General features: G+C 70.6%; 16 protein-coding genes. 5 read left to right on the top strand and 11 right to left on the bottom strand.

Annotation, left to right across the window (positions count from 1 at the left end; translation table 11 throughout):
• Nucleotides 1–55: 55 nt before the first annotated feature.
• A complete protein-coding gene (locus ACFWDI_RS11595; protein ID WP_385303101.1) occupies nt 56–2,836 on the bottom strand; it encodes an exo-beta-D-glucosaminidase in 2,781 nt (926 codons plus the stop codon).
• 303 nt (nt 2,837–3,139) lie between these two features.
• On the opposite strand from ACFWDI_RS11595, the gene ACFWDI_RS11590 reads away from it, so the two are divergent.
• From ACFWDI_RS11590 to ACFWDI_RS11575, 4 genes are read left to right on the top strand one after another with little or no spacing between them, the layout of a single operon-like run.
• The gene (locus tag ACFWDI_RS11590; protein WP_385303099.1) at nt 3,140–3,646 is read left to right on the top strand and encodes a methylated-DNA--[protein]-cysteine S-methyltransferase; all 507 of its coding nucleotides are present in this window, start codon (nt 3,140–3,142) and stop codon (nt 3,644–3,646) included.
• A 55-nt stretch (nt 3,647–3,701) separates the two neighbouring features.
• Nucleotides 3,702–4,430: a 2OG-Fe(II) oxygenase gene (locus tag ACFWDI_RS11585; protein WP_385303097.1), complete on the top strand. Its 729-nt coding sequence runs from the start codon at nt 3,702–3,704 to the stop codon at nt 4,428–4,430.
• On the top strand, nt 4,430–4,699 hold the full coding sequence (locus tag ACFWDI_RS11580; protein WP_385303096.1) for an Ada metal-binding domain-containing protein: 270 nt from the start codon (nt 4,430–4,432) through the stop codon (nt 4,697–4,699). Before ACFWDI_RS11585 ends, ACFWDI_RS11580 begins: the two co-directional genes overlap by 1 nt.
• Nucleotides 4,696–5,259 (top strand): ABC transporter substrate-binding protein, encoded by a 564-nt coding sequence (locus ACFWDI_RS11575; protein WP_385303094.1) that lies wholly within the window; start codon nt 4,696–4,698, stop codon nt 5,257–5,259. The genes ACFWDI_RS11580 and ACFWDI_RS11575 overlap by 4 nt, the downstream gene beginning before the upstream one ends.
• Here the strand turns inward: ACFWDI_RS11575 and ACFWDI_RS11570 are convergent.
• The 10 genes from ACFWDI_RS11570 to ACFWDI_RS11525 all read right to left on the bottom strand — a co-directional run bounded on the left by ACFWDI_RS11570 (nt 5,232) and on the right by ACFWDI_RS11525 (nt 15,126).
• On the bottom strand, nt 5,232–6,200 hold the full coding sequence (locus ACFWDI_RS11570) for a nucleoside hydrolase (RefSeq protein WP_385303092.1): 969 nt from the start codon (nt 6,198–6,200) through the stop codon (nt 5,232–5,234). The two genes, ACFWDI_RS11575 and ACFWDI_RS11570, sit on opposite strands and share 28 nt — an antisense overlap.
• A 137-nt stretch (nt 6,201–6,337) precedes the next feature.
• A complete protein-coding gene (locus ACFWDI_RS11565) occupies nt 6,338–6,928 on the bottom strand; it encodes a gamma carbonic anhydrase family protein (RefSeq protein ID WP_385303090.1) in 591 nt (196 codons plus the stop codon).
• Between the two features lie 61 nt (nt 6,929–6,989).
• Nucleotides 6,990–7,601 (bottom strand): TetR/AcrR family transcriptional regulator, encoded by a 612-nt coding sequence (locus tag ACFWDI_RS11560; RefSeq protein WP_385303087.1) that lies wholly within the window; start codon nt 7,599–7,601, stop codon nt 6,990–6,992.
• 151 nt (nt 7,602–7,752) lie between these two features.
• Nucleotides 7,753–8,613, bottom strand: a complete 861-nt coding sequence (locus ACFWDI_RS11555; protein WP_385303085.1) for a 3-hydroxybutyryl-CoA dehydrogenase — start codon at nt 8,611–8,613, stop codon at nt 7,753–7,755.
• 106 nt (nt 8,614–8,719) lie between these two features.
• Nucleotides 8,720–9,892: an acyl-CoA dehydrogenase family protein gene (locus ACFWDI_RS11550; RefSeq protein ID WP_385303083.1), complete on the bottom strand. Its 1,173-nt coding sequence runs from the start codon at nt 9,890–9,892 to the stop codon at nt 8,720–8,722.
• A 56-nt stretch (nt 9,893–9,948) separates the two neighbouring features.
• The gene (locus ACFWDI_RS11545; RefSeq protein WP_385303080.1) at nt 9,949–11,121 is read right to left on the bottom strand and encodes an acyl-CoA dehydrogenase family protein; all 1,173 of its coding nucleotides are present in this window, start codon (nt 11,119–11,121) and stop codon (nt 9,949–9,951) included.
• A gap of 37 nt (nt 11,122–11,158) precedes the next feature.
• Nucleotides 11,159–13,219: an acetate--CoA ligase family protein gene (locus ACFWDI_RS11540; protein WP_385303079.1), complete on the bottom strand. Its 2,061-nt coding sequence runs from the start codon at nt 13,217–13,219 to the stop codon at nt 11,159–11,161.
• A 1-nt stretch (nt 13,220) separates the two neighbouring features.
• On the bottom strand, nt 13,221–13,412 hold the full coding sequence (locus tag ACFWDI_RS11535) for a ferredoxin (protein WP_327327678.1): 192 nt from the start codon (nt 13,410–13,412) through the stop codon (nt 13,221–13,223).
• Nucleotides 13,409–14,719: an NADH-ubiquinone oxidoreductase-F iron-sulfur binding region domain-containing protein gene (locus ACFWDI_RS11530; RefSeq protein WP_385303077.1), complete on the bottom strand. Its 1,311-nt coding sequence runs from the start codon at nt 14,717–14,719 to the stop codon at nt 13,409–13,411. Before ACFWDI_RS11530 ends, ACFWDI_RS11535 begins: the two co-directional genes overlap by 4 nt.
• On the bottom strand, nt 14,716–15,126 hold the full coding sequence (locus tag ACFWDI_RS11525; protein ID WP_385303076.1) for a hypothetical protein: 411 nt from the start codon (nt 15,124–15,126) through the stop codon (nt 14,716–14,718). The genes ACFWDI_RS11530 and ACFWDI_RS11525 overlap by 4 nt, the downstream gene beginning before the upstream one ends.
• A gap of 384 nt (nt 15,127–15,510) precedes the next feature.
• On the opposite strand from ACFWDI_RS11525, the gene ACFWDI_RS11520 reads away from it, so the two are divergent.
• On the top strand, nt 15,511–16,752 hold the full coding sequence (locus ACFWDI_RS11520) for an aromatic ring-hydroxylating dioxygenase subunit alpha (RefSeq protein WP_385303073.1): 1,242 nt from the start codon (nt 15,511–15,513) through the stop codon (nt 16,750–16,752).
• Nucleotides 16,753–16,849: the final 97 nt, after the last annotated feature.

Genomic DNA, 16,849 nt, shown 5'->3' with positions numbered 1-16,849 from the left:
GAGCACAAGTGCGGCACATGGGTCGACCGGCAGCAGGCGGTCCAAGGGGTGTTGATCAGCGTGCGGACACCGTCGTCGTCGGGGTGTTCCAGCCGGAGATCCGCAGGCGGGGCGCGGAACCGTGCAGGTCGGCGGTGCGGTAGGCGGCGGTGAGAGTCGTCGATTCGCCGGGCCACAGACTGACCTGGTTGTCGGACCACTGGACCGGCAGCACGGGCACGCCGTCGCCGTTCACAAGATGGACGTCCGTGAGCAGTGCCGGGGTCTTGCCCGTGCCCGAGTTGCGCACGGTGACCGTGGTCGTGGACGTCCCGTCGGCGCCTGTCGTGGTGTTCGCCGTCGTGGACAGGGCCGCCTTCGCCATGGAGCCCAGCCCCTTGAGGTCGGCGTACGCGGTGGTGGGTGTGTAGTACCAGTCGGTGTTGTCCCAGTCGAGGACGTCGGCCTTGGTGGACAGCCAGTACACGTTACGGCTCAACTCCTTGCCCGTACTGTCGGTGAGTACGAGCTTGGCCAGATACGTGGTGGACAGTCCGGCGACCGACGAGGGCAGGGTCAGCGCGGTGGTTTTCGCACCGTCGCCGGCCACCGTCAGCCCGGACGCGGTCCTGTCGTACTTCTCGGTGCCGTCGGTGTTGAACAGCGTCACGCGCGCGCTGAGGCCCGAGGCGGAAGCGCGCCGGTTGTTCACGAGGACCACCGACCGGCTGTCGTAGGAGTACTGGACATGCAGCGGCTCATTGGCCTTCTTGGCGCCGAAGTAGGCGCCGCCCTGGTCCAGGTAGCGGTCCAGCAGCTGCCAGTGCAGTGAGGTCCAGCCGCTGTTGAACATCCAGTACACGACGCCGGTGGAGGGCTTGGAGGAGTCGGTGGCATTCCGCCCGTACGACTCGAACTGCGCGCGCACGTTCTCGTACTGGGCGAGCTGCGCCTTGCGTACATAGTCATCGAGGCTTGTGGGGGCGCCGTAGCGGCCGCTCAGGGCGTTGTTGTAGAGCTTGAGAGTGCTGAAGGTGCTCGAGGGGGACCGGTGGTACTGCTTGGCGGAGGGGCTGCGCCACAGTGTTTCCAGTTCGGCGGGGGACATCATGCGGCGCAAGGAATCGAGTGTGGGGATGTCGGGGCCGGCGCTGGTCTCGGAGTTGAAGCCGGTGGCTCCGCCCTCGCGCTTGGCATACCAGTAGTTGGGCGGGACCCAGTCGTAGGGGCCGGACATCTTCATGCCCGAACCGCCCGAGATCGGCGAGGACTTGGCCGAGGCTGCGGCGACCACCGGAGTGGACCAGTCGGTCTCCTTGAGGGCGTCGATGTAGTTCTTCTCGGTCTTCGCGTCGGGGGCGAAGTCACTTCCGATCAGGAAGGAGATGACGCTGGGGTGGTCGCGCAGCCGTGCAGCCTCGGCGGCCATCGACGCCTTCGCGACCGGATAGTCGGCGTCGGTCCACCTGTCACCGGGCTCACCGCCGTTGTTGTTGCCCTCCCACTTGTCGCAGCATTCCCAGCCCGGCAGGGCCAGCACGCCGTAGCGGTCGGCGAGGTCGAAGAACTCGTCCGGCTCGATGTGCCCCTCCAGCCGGATGGTGTTGAGTCCCAGATCGAGCGCGTACTTGAGCCGGTCCGCCACGTACGTACGGTCCCAGCGCAGGAATTCGTCGGGGGACCAGCCGCCGCCCTTGATGAGCAACGGGCGGCCGTTGATGCTGTACTGGCGGGCGCCGTCACTGTTCAGCGGCGCCTTCACCTCCCGGATGCCGAAGGTCTCGTGAGCGGTGTCGGACACGGTTCCGGTGACCGTGGCGGTCATGTCGAGGTCGTACAGCGGCTGCTCGCCCATCGAGGCGGGCCACCATACGCGCGGTGCCTGCAGGCGCAGTTGCGGGTAGGCGGCGGGGGCGAAGACGACCGTCTTCGTCTGGTGCGCGGCCAGGGTGACGTCCTGGCTGAAGGTACTGGTGCCGAGCGTGCCGGACACGGTGGCGGTGACCGGATTCGCCGAGTCGTTGCGGGCCTGCGCCTTGACGGTCACCTCGGCGGAGGAGAGCGAGGGCACCGCGAGTTCGGTGACAGCGTGCGTGTCGCGCAGCGCCACCGGGCCGCCGCGGCGCACCAGGACATCGCGCACGATGCCCATGTTCTCGTCCGGAGGAGGCTGGAGCCAGTCGATCCAGCCCATGGTGAGGTTCTTGTTGGGGTCGTTGGGCTGGACGCGGAACGCGACCGTGTTGGTGCCGGCCTTCACCAGGGCGGTGATGTCGAGTTCATGGTGGGTGTACGCACCGGCCACCGCGCTCCTGGTCGCGATCTGGCTGCCGTTGACGTAGACATCGGCGGCGGAGATCACTCCGCTGAAGTCGAGGTAGGTGCGCCCTTCCAGCCCGCCGCCGGGCGGGAGGGGCCCAGCGGTGTCGGCGACCGTGAAGTCCGAGCGGTACCACCACGGGACCGCGAAGTCGGCCGCCGGGATCTTCTTGAGGTTGGTGGAGTAGAACGGATCGGCGTACGTGCCGTTCGCGAGCAGGGCGCCGAGCACGGTGGACCGTGGTCCGGCCGGATGCCAGCCGGTGGCCGGATACCCGGGGCTGGAGACAACGGCCGGGGAGTCGGAGACCTTGGCCGTCGACTGGATCCGGTAGCCGGACAGCGCGGTCCTGCTGCCGGGCGCGGTGGCGACGTGGGTCACCGCCGGTCCGCGGGCGGAGTGTCCGGCGGGGGTGGTGGACGTCGTGCTCCGGTGGAGTGTGAGGAGCAGGCCGAGGACGACGGCCGTAGCGGCCAGGCGCCGGTACAGGGCGGGGCGGTGGGCCACGGTGGTCTCCCGGGGGTCTGTTCGGAGCATCTGGGTTTCGGCAGCTTCGGCAGATTCAAGTTAGGAACCTTTACTAACTGATTTTCGACGCTAAGAGATCTGAGTGGGGCATGTCAATGAGGCGCCCCACTTGTTGCCCCGGATGGCGCAATCCGGGTGGGCGGCCGGGCGGCATCATCGCGAAGGTCATCGCTGTGTGTTCCTGCTCTCCGCCGCGCCGGCCTCGTTGACAGCGCCGCGAACGCGACGTCCGAATTCCGCCAGCCATGGCCCGCGACACGCCGCAGAGTTGATGGCGGAACACCGCTGAACCACCCGGAAAGGATCAGAACGATGACCCTCTGTACGACGATCGACAGCCCGCTCGGCGAACTGCTGCTGGTGGGCGAGAGGTCCGCCACCGCCAACGGCGGCACCGCGCTCGCCTCGCTCTCCCTCCCCGGCCAGAAAGGCGGCGCAACAGTCCAGGAGGGCTGGAGCAAGGACGCGAAGGCGTTCACCGAGATCGCCGCCCAGCTGAAGTCGTACTTCGACGGCAAGCGCACCCGCTTCGACATCGAACTCCTCGTCACCGGCTCGGACTTCCAGCGACAGGTCTGGAACGCGCTGGAGACCATCCCGTACGGCAACACCCTCAGCTACGGCGATATCGCCACGCAGATCGGCGCGTCCCGGGCCGCGGTCCGCGCCGTCGGCACCGCGATCGGCGCCAACCCGCTGCTCGTCGTACGCCCCTGCCACCGCGTGATCGGCGCCGACGGCTCACTCACCGGCTACGCGGGCGGCCTCGAGCGCAAGCAGCAGCTCCTCACTCACGAAGGCGTCCTGCAGGCCGCCTGAGCGCGGGCCTCGAAGCACAGATCGAGGCCCGCCCCACCCTTCCCGGAGACATCGCATGATCACCGAAATCGCCTCCGCACGGGCTCACCAGCACGTGGACGAGGCTGACTGGACGGCCCTGGCCGACGAGCTGGACACCTACGGCTGCGCGCTCACCCCGCAGCTGCTGAACCCCGCCGAGTGCGCCGGCATCGCCGGACTGTACGAGCAGGAGCATCTGTTCCGCACCACCGTCGACATGGCCCGCCACCGCTTCGGCTCCGGCCAGTACCGCTACTTCACACACGATCTGCCCGAGCCGGTCGCCGCACTGCGCGCCGCGTTCTATCCGCACCTGCTGTCGATCGCCCGCGACTGGGCCGAACGGCTCGGCCGCCCGGCGCCGTGGCCGGACACTCTGGAGGAGTGGCTGGCGATGTGCCACGAGGCCGGACAGGATCGCTCCGCGCAGATCCTCCTTCGCTACGAGGAAGGCGACTGGAACGCACTGCACCGCGACGTGTTCGGCGACATGCTCTTCCCGCTCCAGGTCGTCATCGGCCTCGACGAGCAGGGCAGCGACTACACCGGCGGCGAGTTCCTGCTCGTCGAACAGCGGCCCCGCGCCCAGTCCCGAGGCACGGCAACCGTCCTCCAGCAGGGCCACGGCCTGATCTTCACCACGCGCGACCGGCCGGTCCGCTCGAAGCGCGGCTGGTCCGCCGGCGCCATGCGGCACGGCGTGAGCACCGTCCGCTCCGGCCGCCGTCACGCGCTCGGGCTGGTCTTCCACGACGCGGCGTGATGCGCACGTACACCTTGCTCGGTGCCGATGGCCATGCCTGTCGCAGCGCCACACCCGGCACGCTGGGCGGCCATCGGCGGATCCGGCTGTACGGGCGGCTGGACTGCCCCTCCGCGCTGCGGGCCATCGCCCGCGGCGGCTACACCCGGCACCGTGTCTTCTTCGCCGACGAGAACACCGCCGTCGGGGCCGGATACCGTCCGTGCGCCGTGTGCCTGCCCCATCAGTACACGCGCTGGAAAGCGAATCGAGAGAGCACGACGTCATGAGCGTTCACACGGAGCGGGAGCAGACCCGCTCACCCTTGATCAGCGCCGAGAACCTGGCCGCATACGGCGACCTGCCGCAGCCCGCCCCGCACACCGGGGCCGAACTCGCGTCCCTCATCGGCCTGTTGACGCAGCAGAAGTCGCGGATCGAGACAGTCGCCGTCGGCCACAGCCGCGACGCCGCCTCCCGCGCCGCTGCCGAAGCCTTCACCACCGCATGGCAGGCACGCGGCGGGAAGGTCCTCGCGGTGGTGGACTGGCCCGAGACGGCCGCGTCCTGGCTGCGCCCGGGCAGACGGCTGACCGCCGGGCCGCCGGACGCGTGGGTCGTGGCGGCGGCTCCGCCCGGCTTCGTCCAGCTGAGCCGACGCCTGCGCCACAGCACCGACTGGGATCCGGCCCGCACCGTCGCCTTCGCGTCCCTTGCGGACTCCCGCCTTCCGGCCCTCGCCGGACCGGACACCCTGCACGGGCTGCGTGGCGCGACCGCCGAGGGCGGCACCTGGGAGGTACGCCACCGCTGGGTCACCTGCTACCCGCGGATGGGTCCGGCGGCTTGAGCGCGCCGCTTCCCGAGCGTTTCCACAGCGGCGATCACCCGGTCCCAGAACAGTTCCTGTTCCAAGGCCACCGCGACTCGCGCGTTCACCGGCCGGTCCAGGTACTGGTGCAGGTCCACCACGGTCGCCCCGCGCGTGTACTGGCCGCGCAGTTCGACCGCCACGCTCGCGTCGACGCAGCGTACGATCGCCGGGTCGATGACCCGGGCCACCGCGACGGGGTCGTGCAGCGGTGGGGCTTCGAAGCCCCACAGCCGCCGGTATCCGGATGCGAAGAAGGTCATCAACTGGGCGCACATACGGCCGAGTTCGGTGCCGAGCCCTTCGAGGCGGGCCACCACCTCGGGCGTGGCGAGCGCCTGGTGGGTGACGTTGAGCCCGCACATCGTGAGCGGCACCCCGCTGCGGAAGACGATGTCCGCGGCTTCGGGGTCGACGTAGATGTTGAATTCGGCCGCCGGGGTCCTGTTGCCGCGATCGGTGGAGCCGCCCATGAGCACGATCTCGCGGATGTGCGCGGCACTGTCCGGGTACCGGGTCAGCAGCAGGGCGATGTTGGTCAGCGGCGCCGTCGGGACGAGGGTGACGGGTTCGGGATGTTCGGTCAGGATCCGGTGGATGAGGTCCACCGCATGCTCCGGGACCACGTCCACGGTGGGTTCCGTGAACTGCGGCCCGTCGAGGCCCGAGGCCCCATGGACGTCGTCCGCCACCAGCAGCGGCTGGACGAGCGGCTGTGCGCATCCGGCCGCGATGGGAACATCGGTGATCCCGGCGACGGTGCAGACCCGGCGCGCGTTCAAGGTGGTCTTCTCGACTGTCTGATTGCCGGCGACCGTGGTGATCGCGAGCAGGTCGATCGCGGCGTCTCCGGCCGCGAGCATGATGGCGACGGCGTCGTCGTGCCCGGGATCGCAGTCGATGATGATCGGCACAGGCACGGTGCTTGCTCCTCGGCGTTCCGGGACGGCAACGCCTTCAGTGTGCCCCTGAGACGGTCCGGAGGGCGGCCCTCATTCCCTCCGGGCGTGGCCACGCCCGTACGTCAGCCGCACGAGGGGGCTGATCGCCGCGCCGGTCAGAGTGTGCGGTCGTCTCTGTGGGCGCCGTAGAAGTCGGCCTGGCGGGCCATGAGTGCGCGCATCGAAGTGCCGCGTGCGACGCCATAGACGGTTCCGGGGAAGTCAAGGCCGCGCTGCACCTCCCACAGCTCGTCGTGCTGGTCGGGGGAGAACAAGCGCGCCGGGTCTCCGGCGGCGATCCAGCCGATCGGGAGAACGGTGTCGGGCGCCAGCCGCGAGTTGACGTGAAGCACGCTGTTGAGCCGAAGTTCGGAGCGTGTGCCTGCCACGGCGCCCGGGAACGCCGCGGCACCCGTCGCCACGAAGACCTCGTCCTCGACCGTCGCTCCGTTGATATGGGCGTGCGGGCCGATCAGCACCGCATCGCCGAGGATGGCAGGATGTTCTGCCCGGCCACGGACGAGCGCGTTCTCCAGCACCACCACGTTCGTGCCCGTGCGCACTTCGCCGTCCTCGGCAGTGAGTACGGCACCGTGCATGATGCGTGCGCCTTCGCCCAGGACGACCGCACCGCACAGGACTGCGGAGGGGGCGACGTAGGCAGAATCGGGAACGACAGGACACTTTCCGCGATGCTCGATCAACATCTGGCCGAGGGTAGGACACTCCTCTGGGCAGCGGCGGCAGCCGGCCCGTACCGCCCGGTGCTCAGATGTCCGGGAACATGGACGGAATGCCGAGAGTTCCGGAAATGGCCTGCCAGATCGCTGCCTGAGCCGTGTCGAGCGTGACCCGCGGGTCGTCCAGCATCAGCCGGATACCGAAGCCGTCGCACAGAGCGAGAACCAGCGTGCTGGTCGCGTCGATGTCGCAGTCGGCGAATTCGCCGGTGCGGATTCCCCGCCGCAGTGCCTCGGCGACCCAGGTGTGGAGCTGGTCGTACAGATCCACGGCGAGATGGTGTGCGGATTTGTCGCGGAGCGCCCGTACCCAGAGCTCCTGCCAGAGCTTCCAGTCCTGCCGGAGTTCCGGGTCCGTGGGCAGCATGCTGTGAACGATGCGTGCCAGCGTGACCGAGGCCGGGACCGAGTCGGCGTCGCGTTCGAGTTCGGTGCCGGTCTGGGCGAAGGAGTGTGTCATCGCTTCCGCGAAGAGCTTCTCGCGGGTCTCGAAGTGGTAGTGCAGCAGAGCCGTCGACACGCCGGCGTGCTCGGCGACCATGCGCATACGAATCTTCTCGAAGCCGACCTCGGCAATCACTTCGCACGCGGCGGAGAGAATCCGCTCACGTGTTTCGAGCGTGCGTTCGGCCTTGGCCACGTTGCTGCTCCCGTTCCGTATCGCCACCCATGTGTGGTCGGCGGGGCCGCCTGCCCGCCCCGCGCCACTCCATCTTCCCGTATCTCGCCCGGCGCCGGACCCCGGGCCCCTGGCCACAGGCGCCGCGAAACGTGCGCCACACTGCGCCGATTCATCGGTACGTGTGGAAGCCCCGGCCCGACTTACGGCCGAGCAGGCCCGCGTCGACCATCCGGGCCAGCAGCGGCGGCGGTGCGTAGAGCGGCTCCCGGAACTCCTCGTACATCGACTCCGCGATGGCCTGCGTGGTGTCCAGTCCGATGAGATCGGTCAGGGCGAGCGGACCGAGCGGGTGGGCGCAGCCCAGGGTCATGCCCCGGTCGATGTCCTCGACCGACGCCGTACCGGACTCGACCATCCGTACGGCGGCCAGCAGGTACGGAACCAGCAGGGCGTTGACGATGAACCCGGCACGGTCCCGGGCGCGGACGACCTGCTTGCCCAGCACATCGGAGGCGAACGCCTCCGCGCGCTGTGCGGTGCTCTCGCCGGTCAGCAGCGACGGCACCAGCTCGACCAGGGGGAGGACCGGGACGGGATTGAAGAAGTGCAGGCCCACCACGTGTTCCGGGCGCGCCGTGGCCGCGGCCAGTCGGATGACCGGTATGGAGGAGGTGTTGGACGCCAGAATCGCGTCCTGACGTTTCACGGTCGCGTCCAGCCGGGCGAAGACCTCCACCTTCGCCGCTTCGTCCTCGGCGACGGCCTCCACGACCAGATCCCGGTCGGCCATCAGGTCCATGTCCGTGGTCGTCGCGATCCGGGTCAGCGCGGCATCCCGGTCCTCGGCGGACAGTTTTCCGGCGGCGGTGTTTCGGTCGAACGAGGCGGTGATGCGTCTGTGCCCGGCGTCCGCCGCCGCACGGCTCGCCTCGACCACGATCACGTCTCGTCCCGCCCGCGCGCACACTTCGGCGATACCGGATCCCATGAGGCCGCAGCCGACGATCCCGATCCGTTCGATACCGGCCATTGCTTCTCCTCGGTTCTCCCTGACGGTCTTGCGGGCCATGAGCTGCGGGTCACCGCGCCGCCGCCCGGACCCGGTCGCGTGGACCGGGCCCGGCGGCCGGCAGCGTTCAGCCGGCGGACGGCATCTGCAGAACGCCCGTGCCCCGCTTGACCAGTTCACCCGCGATGATCAGGCGCTGGATCTCGGAGGTGCCTTCCCAGATGCGGTCGACGCGCAGTTCGCGGTAGAGGCGTTCGACGGGGTAGGAGCGGTCGTAGCCGCGTCCGCCGAAGATCTGGACGCACCGGTCGATGACCCGTCCGGCCGCCTCGCTCGCGGCGAGCTTCGCCGTCGATGCCTTGGCGTGCAGGGTCTTGCGGTCGGTGCCCGGCTGATCGGCTTCCCAGGCGACCTGGTGGGTGTAGGCGCGGTTGACCGCGATGTCGACGGCGCAGTCGGCGAGCATGCCCTGGATGAGCTGGAAGTCGGCGATGGGGGAGCCGAACTGGCGGCGCTCGACGGCCCAGTCGCGGGCGAGTTCCAGCGCCCGTTCGGCCGCGCCCGTCGTCCGCGCCGCGATCATCAGCCGCTCCTCGGTGAACCAGGACCGCGTGATGTCGTACCCGTTCCCGATGCCGCCGAGGACCGCGTCCTCGGGGACATGGACATTCGTGAACGTGAACTCGGGGTGCTCGTAGACGAAGGTGTGCATGAAGCGCGGCACGCGGGTCATCTCGATGCCGGGCGTTTCCTTGTCGACGAGGAACAGGGTCGGGGCCTGCTCCTCACCGGCAGCGGCCAGCACAATCATGAAATCCGCGTGGTCGCCGACGGTGACGAACCACTTCTCGCCGTTCAGCACCCAGCCGCCGGCGGTCCGCGTCGCGGTGGTCTTCAGATTCTGCGGATCCGACCCGGCCTCGGGCTCGGTCACCGCGTAGCAGTCACGGCGCGCACCCCGGATGACAGGGACGAGGTACCGCTCGCGCTGCTCGGGCGTGCAGAAGCGCAGGGCGTTCGCCGGCCGCCACACCATGTCCCACAGGGCACCGGTGAGCCGGCCGAGCTCCTCCTGGACGGTGGCCTGTTCCAGGATCGAGAGACCGGCACCGCCCCACTCGGTCGGCATGTTGACGGCCTGCAGCCCGCTGCCGAGCACGGCGTCGCGGATCTCGGCATGGGCCTGCGGGGGCAGGCCGTTGTTCTCCTCGCAGTCCAGCTCGTACTTCATGATGAAGTCGGTGAGCCCGCGCGCGGAGCTCTTGAGCTCCTCCTGACGGGCGGTGAGGCGGAAGTCCATGTCATTCCTCAAAGTTGTCGGGTACGAACGTGTGCCGGCGGGGGCGGCGTGGGGCGTCAGGAGGTGGGCAGGGCAAGTGCCCTGGTGCCGCGCTTGATGAGCTCGTTGGCCACGATCAGGCGCTGGATCTCGGAGGTGCCTTCCCAGATGCGGTCGACGCGCAGCTCGCGGTACATGCGCTCGACGGGGTACGAGCGGTCGTAGCCGCGTCCGCCGAAGATCTGGACGCACCGGTCGATGACCCGTCCGGCCGCCTCGCTCGCGGCGAGCTTCGCCGTCGATGCCTTGGCGTGCAGGGTCTTGCGGTCGGTGCCCGGCTGATCGGCTTCCCAGGCGACCTGGTGGGTGTAGGCGCGGTTGACCGCGATGTCGACGGCGCAGTCGGCGAGCATGCCCTGGATGAGCTGGAAGTCGGCGATGGGGGAGCCGAACTGGCGGCGCTCGACGGCCCAGTCGCGGGCGAGCTCCAGCGCCCGCTCGGCCGCGCCCGTCGTCCGCGCCGCGATCATCAGCCGTTCGTCCGTGAACCACTCCTTCGTCAGCTCATAGCCGTTGCCGACGCCGCCGAGCACGTCCTCGTCGGGGACGAAGACATTGGTGAAGGTGAATTCGGGGTGCCCGTTCACCGCGGAGTGCATGAACCGCGGCACGCGCGTCATCTCGACGCCGGGCGCATGCTTGTCCACGAAGAACAGCGTCGCCGCGCGCTCCGGGCCCGCATCGGCCTGCACCAGCAGGAAGTCGGCGATGTCCCCGCAGGTCACGAACCACTTCTCGCCGTTCAGCAGCCAGCCGCCGATGGTGCGATCGGCGGTGCTGGTGCCCGAGCCGGGGTCGGAGCCCGCTCCCGGTTCGGTCACCGCGAAAGCGTCGAACCGCTCGCCCCGGATGACGGGAAGCAGATACTTCTCCCGCTGCGCCTCCGTGCCGTACGCCAGCACGTTGGCAGGCCGCCACGGGATGTCCCAGAGGCAGTTGGTGACCTTCCCGAACTCCTCCTCGACAATGACCTGGTCGAGCAGGGACAGCCCGGCCCCGCCCCACTCGGCGGGCATATTGATCGCGTACACGCCGGCGTCGATCGCGGCGCGGGTCAGCTCGCGGACCGTGTCGGCGGGCAGCGGACCGCCCGCCTCCTCCGACTGGTTCTCGTACTGCATCAGAAGCCGCGCATACGCGGCGGCCCGCGCCTTGAGGTCGGCCTGCTCGGGTGTGTAGCGGAAGTCCATGGTGTCCTCCGAGAAGTGGTGAGGGGGAGTGGGGTCGTCAGACGAGTACGGCCCGGGCGTCCAGGGCCAGTACGCCGTCCGGGCGGACCAGCAGCGGGTTGACCTCGAGCTCGGCGATCTCCGGGTGGGCAGCGGCGACGGCGGTGATGCGCTCGATGACGGCCGCCGCGGCCGCCACATCGACGGCCGGCCGGCCCCGGACGCCCGCCAGCAGTGCGGCGGTACGCAGACCGCGCAGCAGATGTCCGGCCCGGCGGGCCGGGACGGGCGCCAGAGAAAAGGCGACATCGTGCAGCGTCTCGGTGAGGACGCCACCGAGACCCACCATGGCGACCGGACCGAACTGCGGATCGCGGTTCACCCCCACGATCAGCTCGACGCCGTCCGTGAGGTCGGCCATCGCCTCGACCGAGTAGGAAGGCGCGCCGAGCCTGGCGCGCATGTCCCGGTAGGCGGCGGTGAGCGCGTGCCGGTCCGTGAGCCGCAGCGCCACGCCGCCCGCGTCGGACTTGTGCAGTACGTGCAGGGCTTTGAGGACGTACGGACCGGCGAACTCCTCGGCTGCGGCGAGCAGTTGGGCCTCATCGGTGATCTCGCGCGCCGGCGGGAACGGCACACCCGCCGCACTGAGGAGGCCCCGGACCCCGTGGTACCCGGCGTCCCGCAGCGGGGCCGCCGCCGGTGGCAGCGAGGCGACACCGGGCGGACCGTCCGCCTCGCGGACCGTCATCGCCGCAAGCGCGCGGGCGGCGTCCTCGGTACAGGAGAACACCGGTATCCCCGCGTCGGCCAGCACCTGGCAGCTCGTCGACCGCGGATACATCGTCTGCACGACAAGCGGCTTGGGCGTTGCCCTCCGGTGCGTGACGATCGCCCGGGCGGCCCGCAACTCACCCTCGGCGAGCGCGGATCCACCGCCGCCGAGGCCTCCGTCGGAAGCCGCGTAACCGCCGAAGTAGCCCGTCATCAGCACGGCGTCGACCTCGTCGGTGGCCAGCAGCTCGCCGACCGTGTCGGCGTACGACCCGGGGTTCTGCTCGCCCATCCCGGCCAGGTCCACGGGATTGCCGACCGCGGACTGCTCCCACAGCACGGTCCTCAACCTTTCCTGGGCCGTTGCGCCGAGTTCGGGCACCTCAAGACCGGCGGCCTCGGCGGCGTCGGCGGCGATCGCGCCATGTCCACCGCCGTCCGTGAAGACCGTGGTACGCCGTCCACCCGTACGCAGGCCGGCGTTGAGCGCGGCGAGGACGACGGTCATCCCGCGCGGCGTGGCGACGAGTTCCACCCCCGCGTCACGGCACGCCGCGGCCACGACGTCGGACGACGTGGTGAGGGCGCCGGTGTGCGACTGGGCGCTGCGGGCCGAGGCGGTGCCGCGCCCGGCAGTGAGCAGTACGACCGGCTTGCCTGCCGCGGCGGCCGCCCGGGCGAAGGCACGGCCGTCCCCGAAGTCCTCGGCGTACACGGCGATGGCCCGGGTGGCCTCGTGCCGCGCACAGTCCTCGACGAGGTCGACGAGAGTGACATCGGCCTGGTTGCCGAGGGAGACGAAGCGGGAGAAGCCGAGGCCGTGCGGCGCGCAGCGGAGCTGGAGCTCGAGCGCGAGGTTGCCGCTCTGGCTCAGCAGGGCGATGTCGCCGGGCGCGAAGGTGTCCGAGGCGAGGTACAGCTGGGTCGTGTTGTCCGCGATCCCGAGGCAGTTGGGGCCGACCAGGACCGCTCCGGCGGCGCGTACGCGATCGGCGATCGCCCGCTGCCGGGCCAGTCCGGCCGGGCCCGTTTCGGCGAAGCCGGCGGTGATGCCGACGATCGCCCGGGCTCCGCAGGCCAGGGCGTCGTCGACGGCGGCCTCAAAACCGGGGCCCGGCACGGAGATGACCACCAGGTCGACAGGTTCGCCGATCTCCGTGAGGCTGGTGGCCGCGGCGCGGCCGAGGACCGTACCGCCGCGGCGGTTCACCAGGTGCACGGGCCGCCGCTCGGGGTCGCGCAGCGCCTGTGCGGCCACCGCGTGGCCGTACTTCGCCGGGTCGTTGCTGGCGCCGACCACGGCGACGGACTTGGGGTCGAAGAGAGCGGTCAGATCACGTCCCATGTCACTTCTCCAGCCGGAGGGCGGAGTTGGGGCAGACCTCGGCGCAGGCGCGGGCCGCGTCCTCGCCGCCGTCCGGCACCGGTACGGCGACGACCGTGGCGTAGCCCCATTCGTCGAGCTCGACGAGGCCAGGGGCGTGCTCCTGGCAGAGGCCGTAGCCCTGGCAGCGTGTGGAGTCCAGAAGGAGTTTCACGGTGTTCCTTTCAGCGCGGGCACGGGGGAGAAGCCGGGCAGTGGGGCATCGGACGGGGTCGCGTCCATGACGTCCGGTACGGGCACGGAGAGCCGGTGGCCGCCGCTGGGAGGGCTTGCGTCGCAGGCCGGACACGGGGTGCCGAGGTGGGCTCGGACGGGTTCGGGGAAGGCGAGCAGCAGGCTTCCTGCGGTGCCGGCGGCGGCGTCGAGGAGGCCGCACGCGCCGCGCCCGGGCAGGCCGGACGACCACCGGAGCAGCCGTTCGACGGAGTCGGGCCCGGCCGTGCCCGAGGTCAGCCGGTGCAGGGTGGCGCTGATCGCGGCCGTGCCCGACACACAGACGCCGCACTGCCGGGAGCTCTCGGCCGCCAGATGGTCCACGGCGTCGGCGGCGACCGCCACCGGGCACTCGCCCGGGGCGAGGAAGCGGATGGCCCCGCAGCCCAGCGCCGTGCCGGCGGCGGTGAGCGCGCCGGGATCGAGCGGGAGGCCGAGTGAGCCGGCGTCGATCAGCCCGCCGAAGAGCCCGCCCATGAGCGCCCCGGTGGCGTCGGGAGTGCCCTGGGCCGCGGCCAGCGCCGCCAGCGTGGAGCCGTACGGAACTTCGGTGAGCAGCGGAGTTCCGTGGCGGCCGGACAGGGTCAGCAGCGTGGCGCGGGCGATCCGGCGGCGCAGCTCCGGCCGGGCGGCGATGAGGGCGATACGGGCCAGCGTCTCGACGTTGGAGACGAGCGTCGGCTCGTCCCCGACTCCCCGCTCGAACGGCCGGGGCGGCTTGGCGGTGGGCATGGCCGGACCGCCGTTGATCCTCCGTACGACCGCGGTCTCCTCGCCGGCGACGTAGGTGTGTCCGGTCTCGATCACCTCGACCGGCAGCCGCGGCGGGCGCTCGGCGAGGGCATGGCGGACGCGTGCGCCGGCGTAGGGGTCGGAGAGGTAGATGAAGCCCCGTACGGCTCCGGTGATCGCGGCGGCGCGGGCGAGGCCGTCCAGGACGAGATGGGGCCGGGCCCGCAGCAGCCAGCGGTCCTTGACCGAACCGGGCTCGCCCTCTTCCCCGTTCGCCACCACCACCGGAGCGCCGCCGGCGTCACGGACGGTCCGCAGCTTCACGGCGACGGGGAATCCGGCGCCGCCGCGGCCGCGCAGCCCGGCCGCGGCGATATGGGCCAGCAGCGCGTCCGGGCCTACGGCGTCCCGGTAGCCGCCCGTCGCGGCGTACGCCTCGGCGCTCTCCGCCACGGCCGGTGCCGCTCCGAGGAGGGAGCCCGTCCGGGCCGGTATGTGGGACAGGATCCCGGTCATCCCCGGCCTCCTTCCGCTACATGGGTACGCAGGGTGCGCACCGCGTTTTCGAGAGCTGTGCGGTCTGCCGCGGTCCGGCCGTATCCGGGTCCCGGAAGGCCGATGAGCATGCGGTGGTGGTCGAGCACCACCTCTCCCGCGAGCAGGGCGGCCCGGGGGTCGCCAGGGCGGGAGCCGTCGGCGACGGCGGTCACCAGACCGGTGACCTCCGCGAGATAGCGCAGCCAGCCGCGCTGGCTGCCGTGCAGGATCAAGGTCTCCACACGGCGGCGCTCGGCGGCCGCCAGTTGCGGTGGCGTCGCGGCCGGACCCCGCGCACCGGTGCGCAGGGCGGCGACGGTGGGGGGCAGCTCCCGCTCCGGCTCGGGGGTGAGCCCGAGCCAGACGAGACTCCGACGACCGCTCATGCCTGCCTCCGGGAGGGATGGGAGAGCCGTCACGGCCCGACCGGGCCGGCAGTGGCCAGGGGTGCGATGTGCGCTGTCTGTGGCTCACTGCCGGGGACCGGGGTGCCGTGCGACGGGAAATCGGCTGTACGGACCGGGCGTGGGTGCCCGGGAGGCTGCCGGCGTCCGGTTCGACGGGAAACGACGAAACGCGGGGAGCGGCGATGAGGACTACGCTAACTAATCAATTAGTCAGTCCACAAGCCTTGACACTGTGGAAACGCGGCAGCAATCTGACTGACCAATTAGTCAGCGCGGCTTCCCGGTGTCTCACCACGGCCCGCAGACAGCCCCTGGGCCGCCTCAACACCGACCGCCGCATGTGCGGCATGGAGGAGTCAGCCGATGCAGCCCGAAGCCCCCGAAGCCTCTGCAGCCCCTGCAGTACTCGCAGCCGCTGCAGCACCCAAGACCTCAGAAGCCCCTGAGGCCCCCAAAGCCCCCACAGCCTCCGCTGGACCCCAGGACCAGCAGAGCCCCGGGCCAGCCCTGTCCGCCCGCTACTACACCGACGCCGGCACGGCCGCCGCCGAGACCCGGCACATCTTCGCCAGGTCCTGGCAGCTCGTGTGCCACGAATCGGACCTGCCCGGACCCGGCGCCCGGCTCGCCGCCACGGTCGCAGACCGCGAGGTCCTGGTGATCCGGACCGAGGACGGCAGCCTGGCGGCCCACCTCAATGTCTGCCGTCACCGCGGAACACGCCTGGTCACCACCCCGGAACCGGCCGGAAAGGCGATCCGCTGCCCGTACCACGGCTGGACGTACAAACTCGACGGACGGCTGGTCGGCGCCCCCGAGGCGCGGCAGATCCCCTGCCTGGACAAGCCCAGGCTCGGGCTGTTCCCGGTCCGCGTCGAGTCGTTCCTCGGCTTCGTCTTCGCCAACCTCGACCCGGACGCCGTACCGCTGGCGAAGCAGTGCTCCGGCCTCGCCGAAGCGGTCGGCCACTACGCGGGAACCGATCTGGTGCCGGTCGGCCGCAGCCGGATCCACGACCTCGCCGGCGCCGAGATCCAGGAAGCCAACTGGAAGGTGGCGGTCGACAACTACCTCGAGGGCTACCACGTGCCGGTGGCTCACCCCGGGCTGATGCGGCTGCTCGACTACCAGGGCTACACCTGCGAGATCGAGGAGTCGTACGCGCTCTTCGCCTCACCGCTGCGGGACAAGCCGTCCTCGAACTGGGCGGAACGCCTCTACCAGCAGGTCGCCGCCCCGATGCCTGGCCTCACGGAGGCCGACCGGCGAGTCTGGCGGTACGCGGTGATCTATCCCAACACACTCATCGACTTCTACCCCGACCATGTGCTTGCCTGGACCGCAATCCCGACGGCGGTGGACCGCGTGGCCGTACCCGGCGCGTTCTACACCCGCCGCGGGACCGGTCTGCGCACCCGGCTCGCCCGGCGGCTCAACATCCACATCGGCTGGATCACCAACGACGAAGACGCCGAGCTGGTGGCCCGTGTGCAGAAAGGACTGACCACGCCCGGCTTCGAGCCGGGGCCTCTGTCCCGGCGCGAGTCGGCGGTCGGCTGGTTCGCCGGCCGCGTCCGGGCCGACCTCGACGGCGCGGAGCTGTAAGCCGCTCCCGGCGAGGCGAGCTGTTCCAGCCGTGCCGGCGGTGTGCCCCGCACCGCCTCGCGGCTCCCTGGTCGAGCACGGAGTCAGGGCATCCGTG

The organism is Streptomyces sp. NPDC060064 (genome assembly GCF_042736455.1).
In the GTDB taxonomy this organism is placed as follows: Bacteria; Actinomycetota; Actinomycetes; order Streptomycetales; family Streptomycetaceae; genus Streptomyces.
Note: the sequence above shows the minus strand (reverse complement) of the source record. Positions and strands in the feature narration are given on the sequence as shown.

What these genes read in the sequence shown, in the direction of transcription:
- ACFWDI_RS11595 (WP_385303101.1), bottom strand. Translation starts at nt 2,836, where the DNA reads ATGCTCCGAACAGACCCCCGGGAGACCACCGTGGCCCACCGCCCCGCC.
- ACFWDI_RS11580 (WP_385303096.1), top strand. Translation starts at nt 4,430, where the DNA reads ATGCGCACGTACACCTTGCTCGGTGCCGATGGCCATGCCTGTCGCAGC.
- ACFWDI_RS11540 (WP_385303079.1), bottom strand. Translation starts at nt 13,219, where the DNA reads ATGGGACGTGATCTGACCGCTCTCTTCGACCCCAAGTCCGTCGCCGTG.
- ACFWDI_RS11530 (WP_385303077.1), bottom strand. Translation starts at nt 14,719, where the DNA reads ATGACCGGGATCCTGTCCCACATACCGGCCCGGACGGGCTCCCTCCTC.
- ACFWDI_RS11590 (WP_385303099.1), top strand. Translation starts at nt 3,140, where the DNA reads ATGACCCTCTGTACGACGATCGACAGCCCGCTCGGCGAACTGCTGCTG.
- ACFWDI_RS11565 (WP_385303090.1), bottom strand. Translation starts at nt 6,928, where the DNA reads ATGTTGATCGAGCATCGCGGAAAGTGTCCTGTCGTTCCCGATTCTGCC.
- ACFWDI_RS11585 (WP_385303097.1), top strand. Translation starts at nt 3,702, where the DNA reads ATGATCACCGAAATCGCCTCCGCACGGGCTCACCAGCACGTGGACGAG.
- ACFWDI_RS11520 (WP_385303073.1), top strand. Translation starts at nt 15,511, where the DNA reads ATGCAGCCCGAAGCCCCCGAAGCCTCTGCAGCCCCTGCAGTACTCGCA.
- ACFWDI_RS11555 (WP_385303085.1), bottom strand. Translation starts at nt 8,613, where the DNA reads ATGGCCGGTATCGAACGGATCGGGATCGTCGGCTGCGGCCTCATGGGA.
- ACFWDI_RS11545 (WP_385303080.1), bottom strand. Translation starts at nt 11,121, where the DNA reads ATGGACTTCCGCTACACACCCGAGCAGGCCGACCTCAAGGCGCGGGCC.
- ACFWDI_RS11550 (WP_385303083.1), bottom strand. Translation starts at nt 9,892, where the DNA reads ATGGACTTCCGCCTCACCGCCCGTCAGGAGGAGCTCAAGAGCTCCGCG.
- ACFWDI_RS11525 (WP_385303076.1), bottom strand. Translation starts at nt 15,126, where the DNA reads ATGAGCGGTCGTCGGAGTCTCGTCTGGCTCGGGCTCACCCCCGAGCCG.
- ACFWDI_RS11575 (WP_385303094.1), top strand. Translation starts at nt 4,696, where the DNA reads ATGAGCGTTCACACGGAGCGGGAGCAGACCCGCTCACCCTTGATCAGC.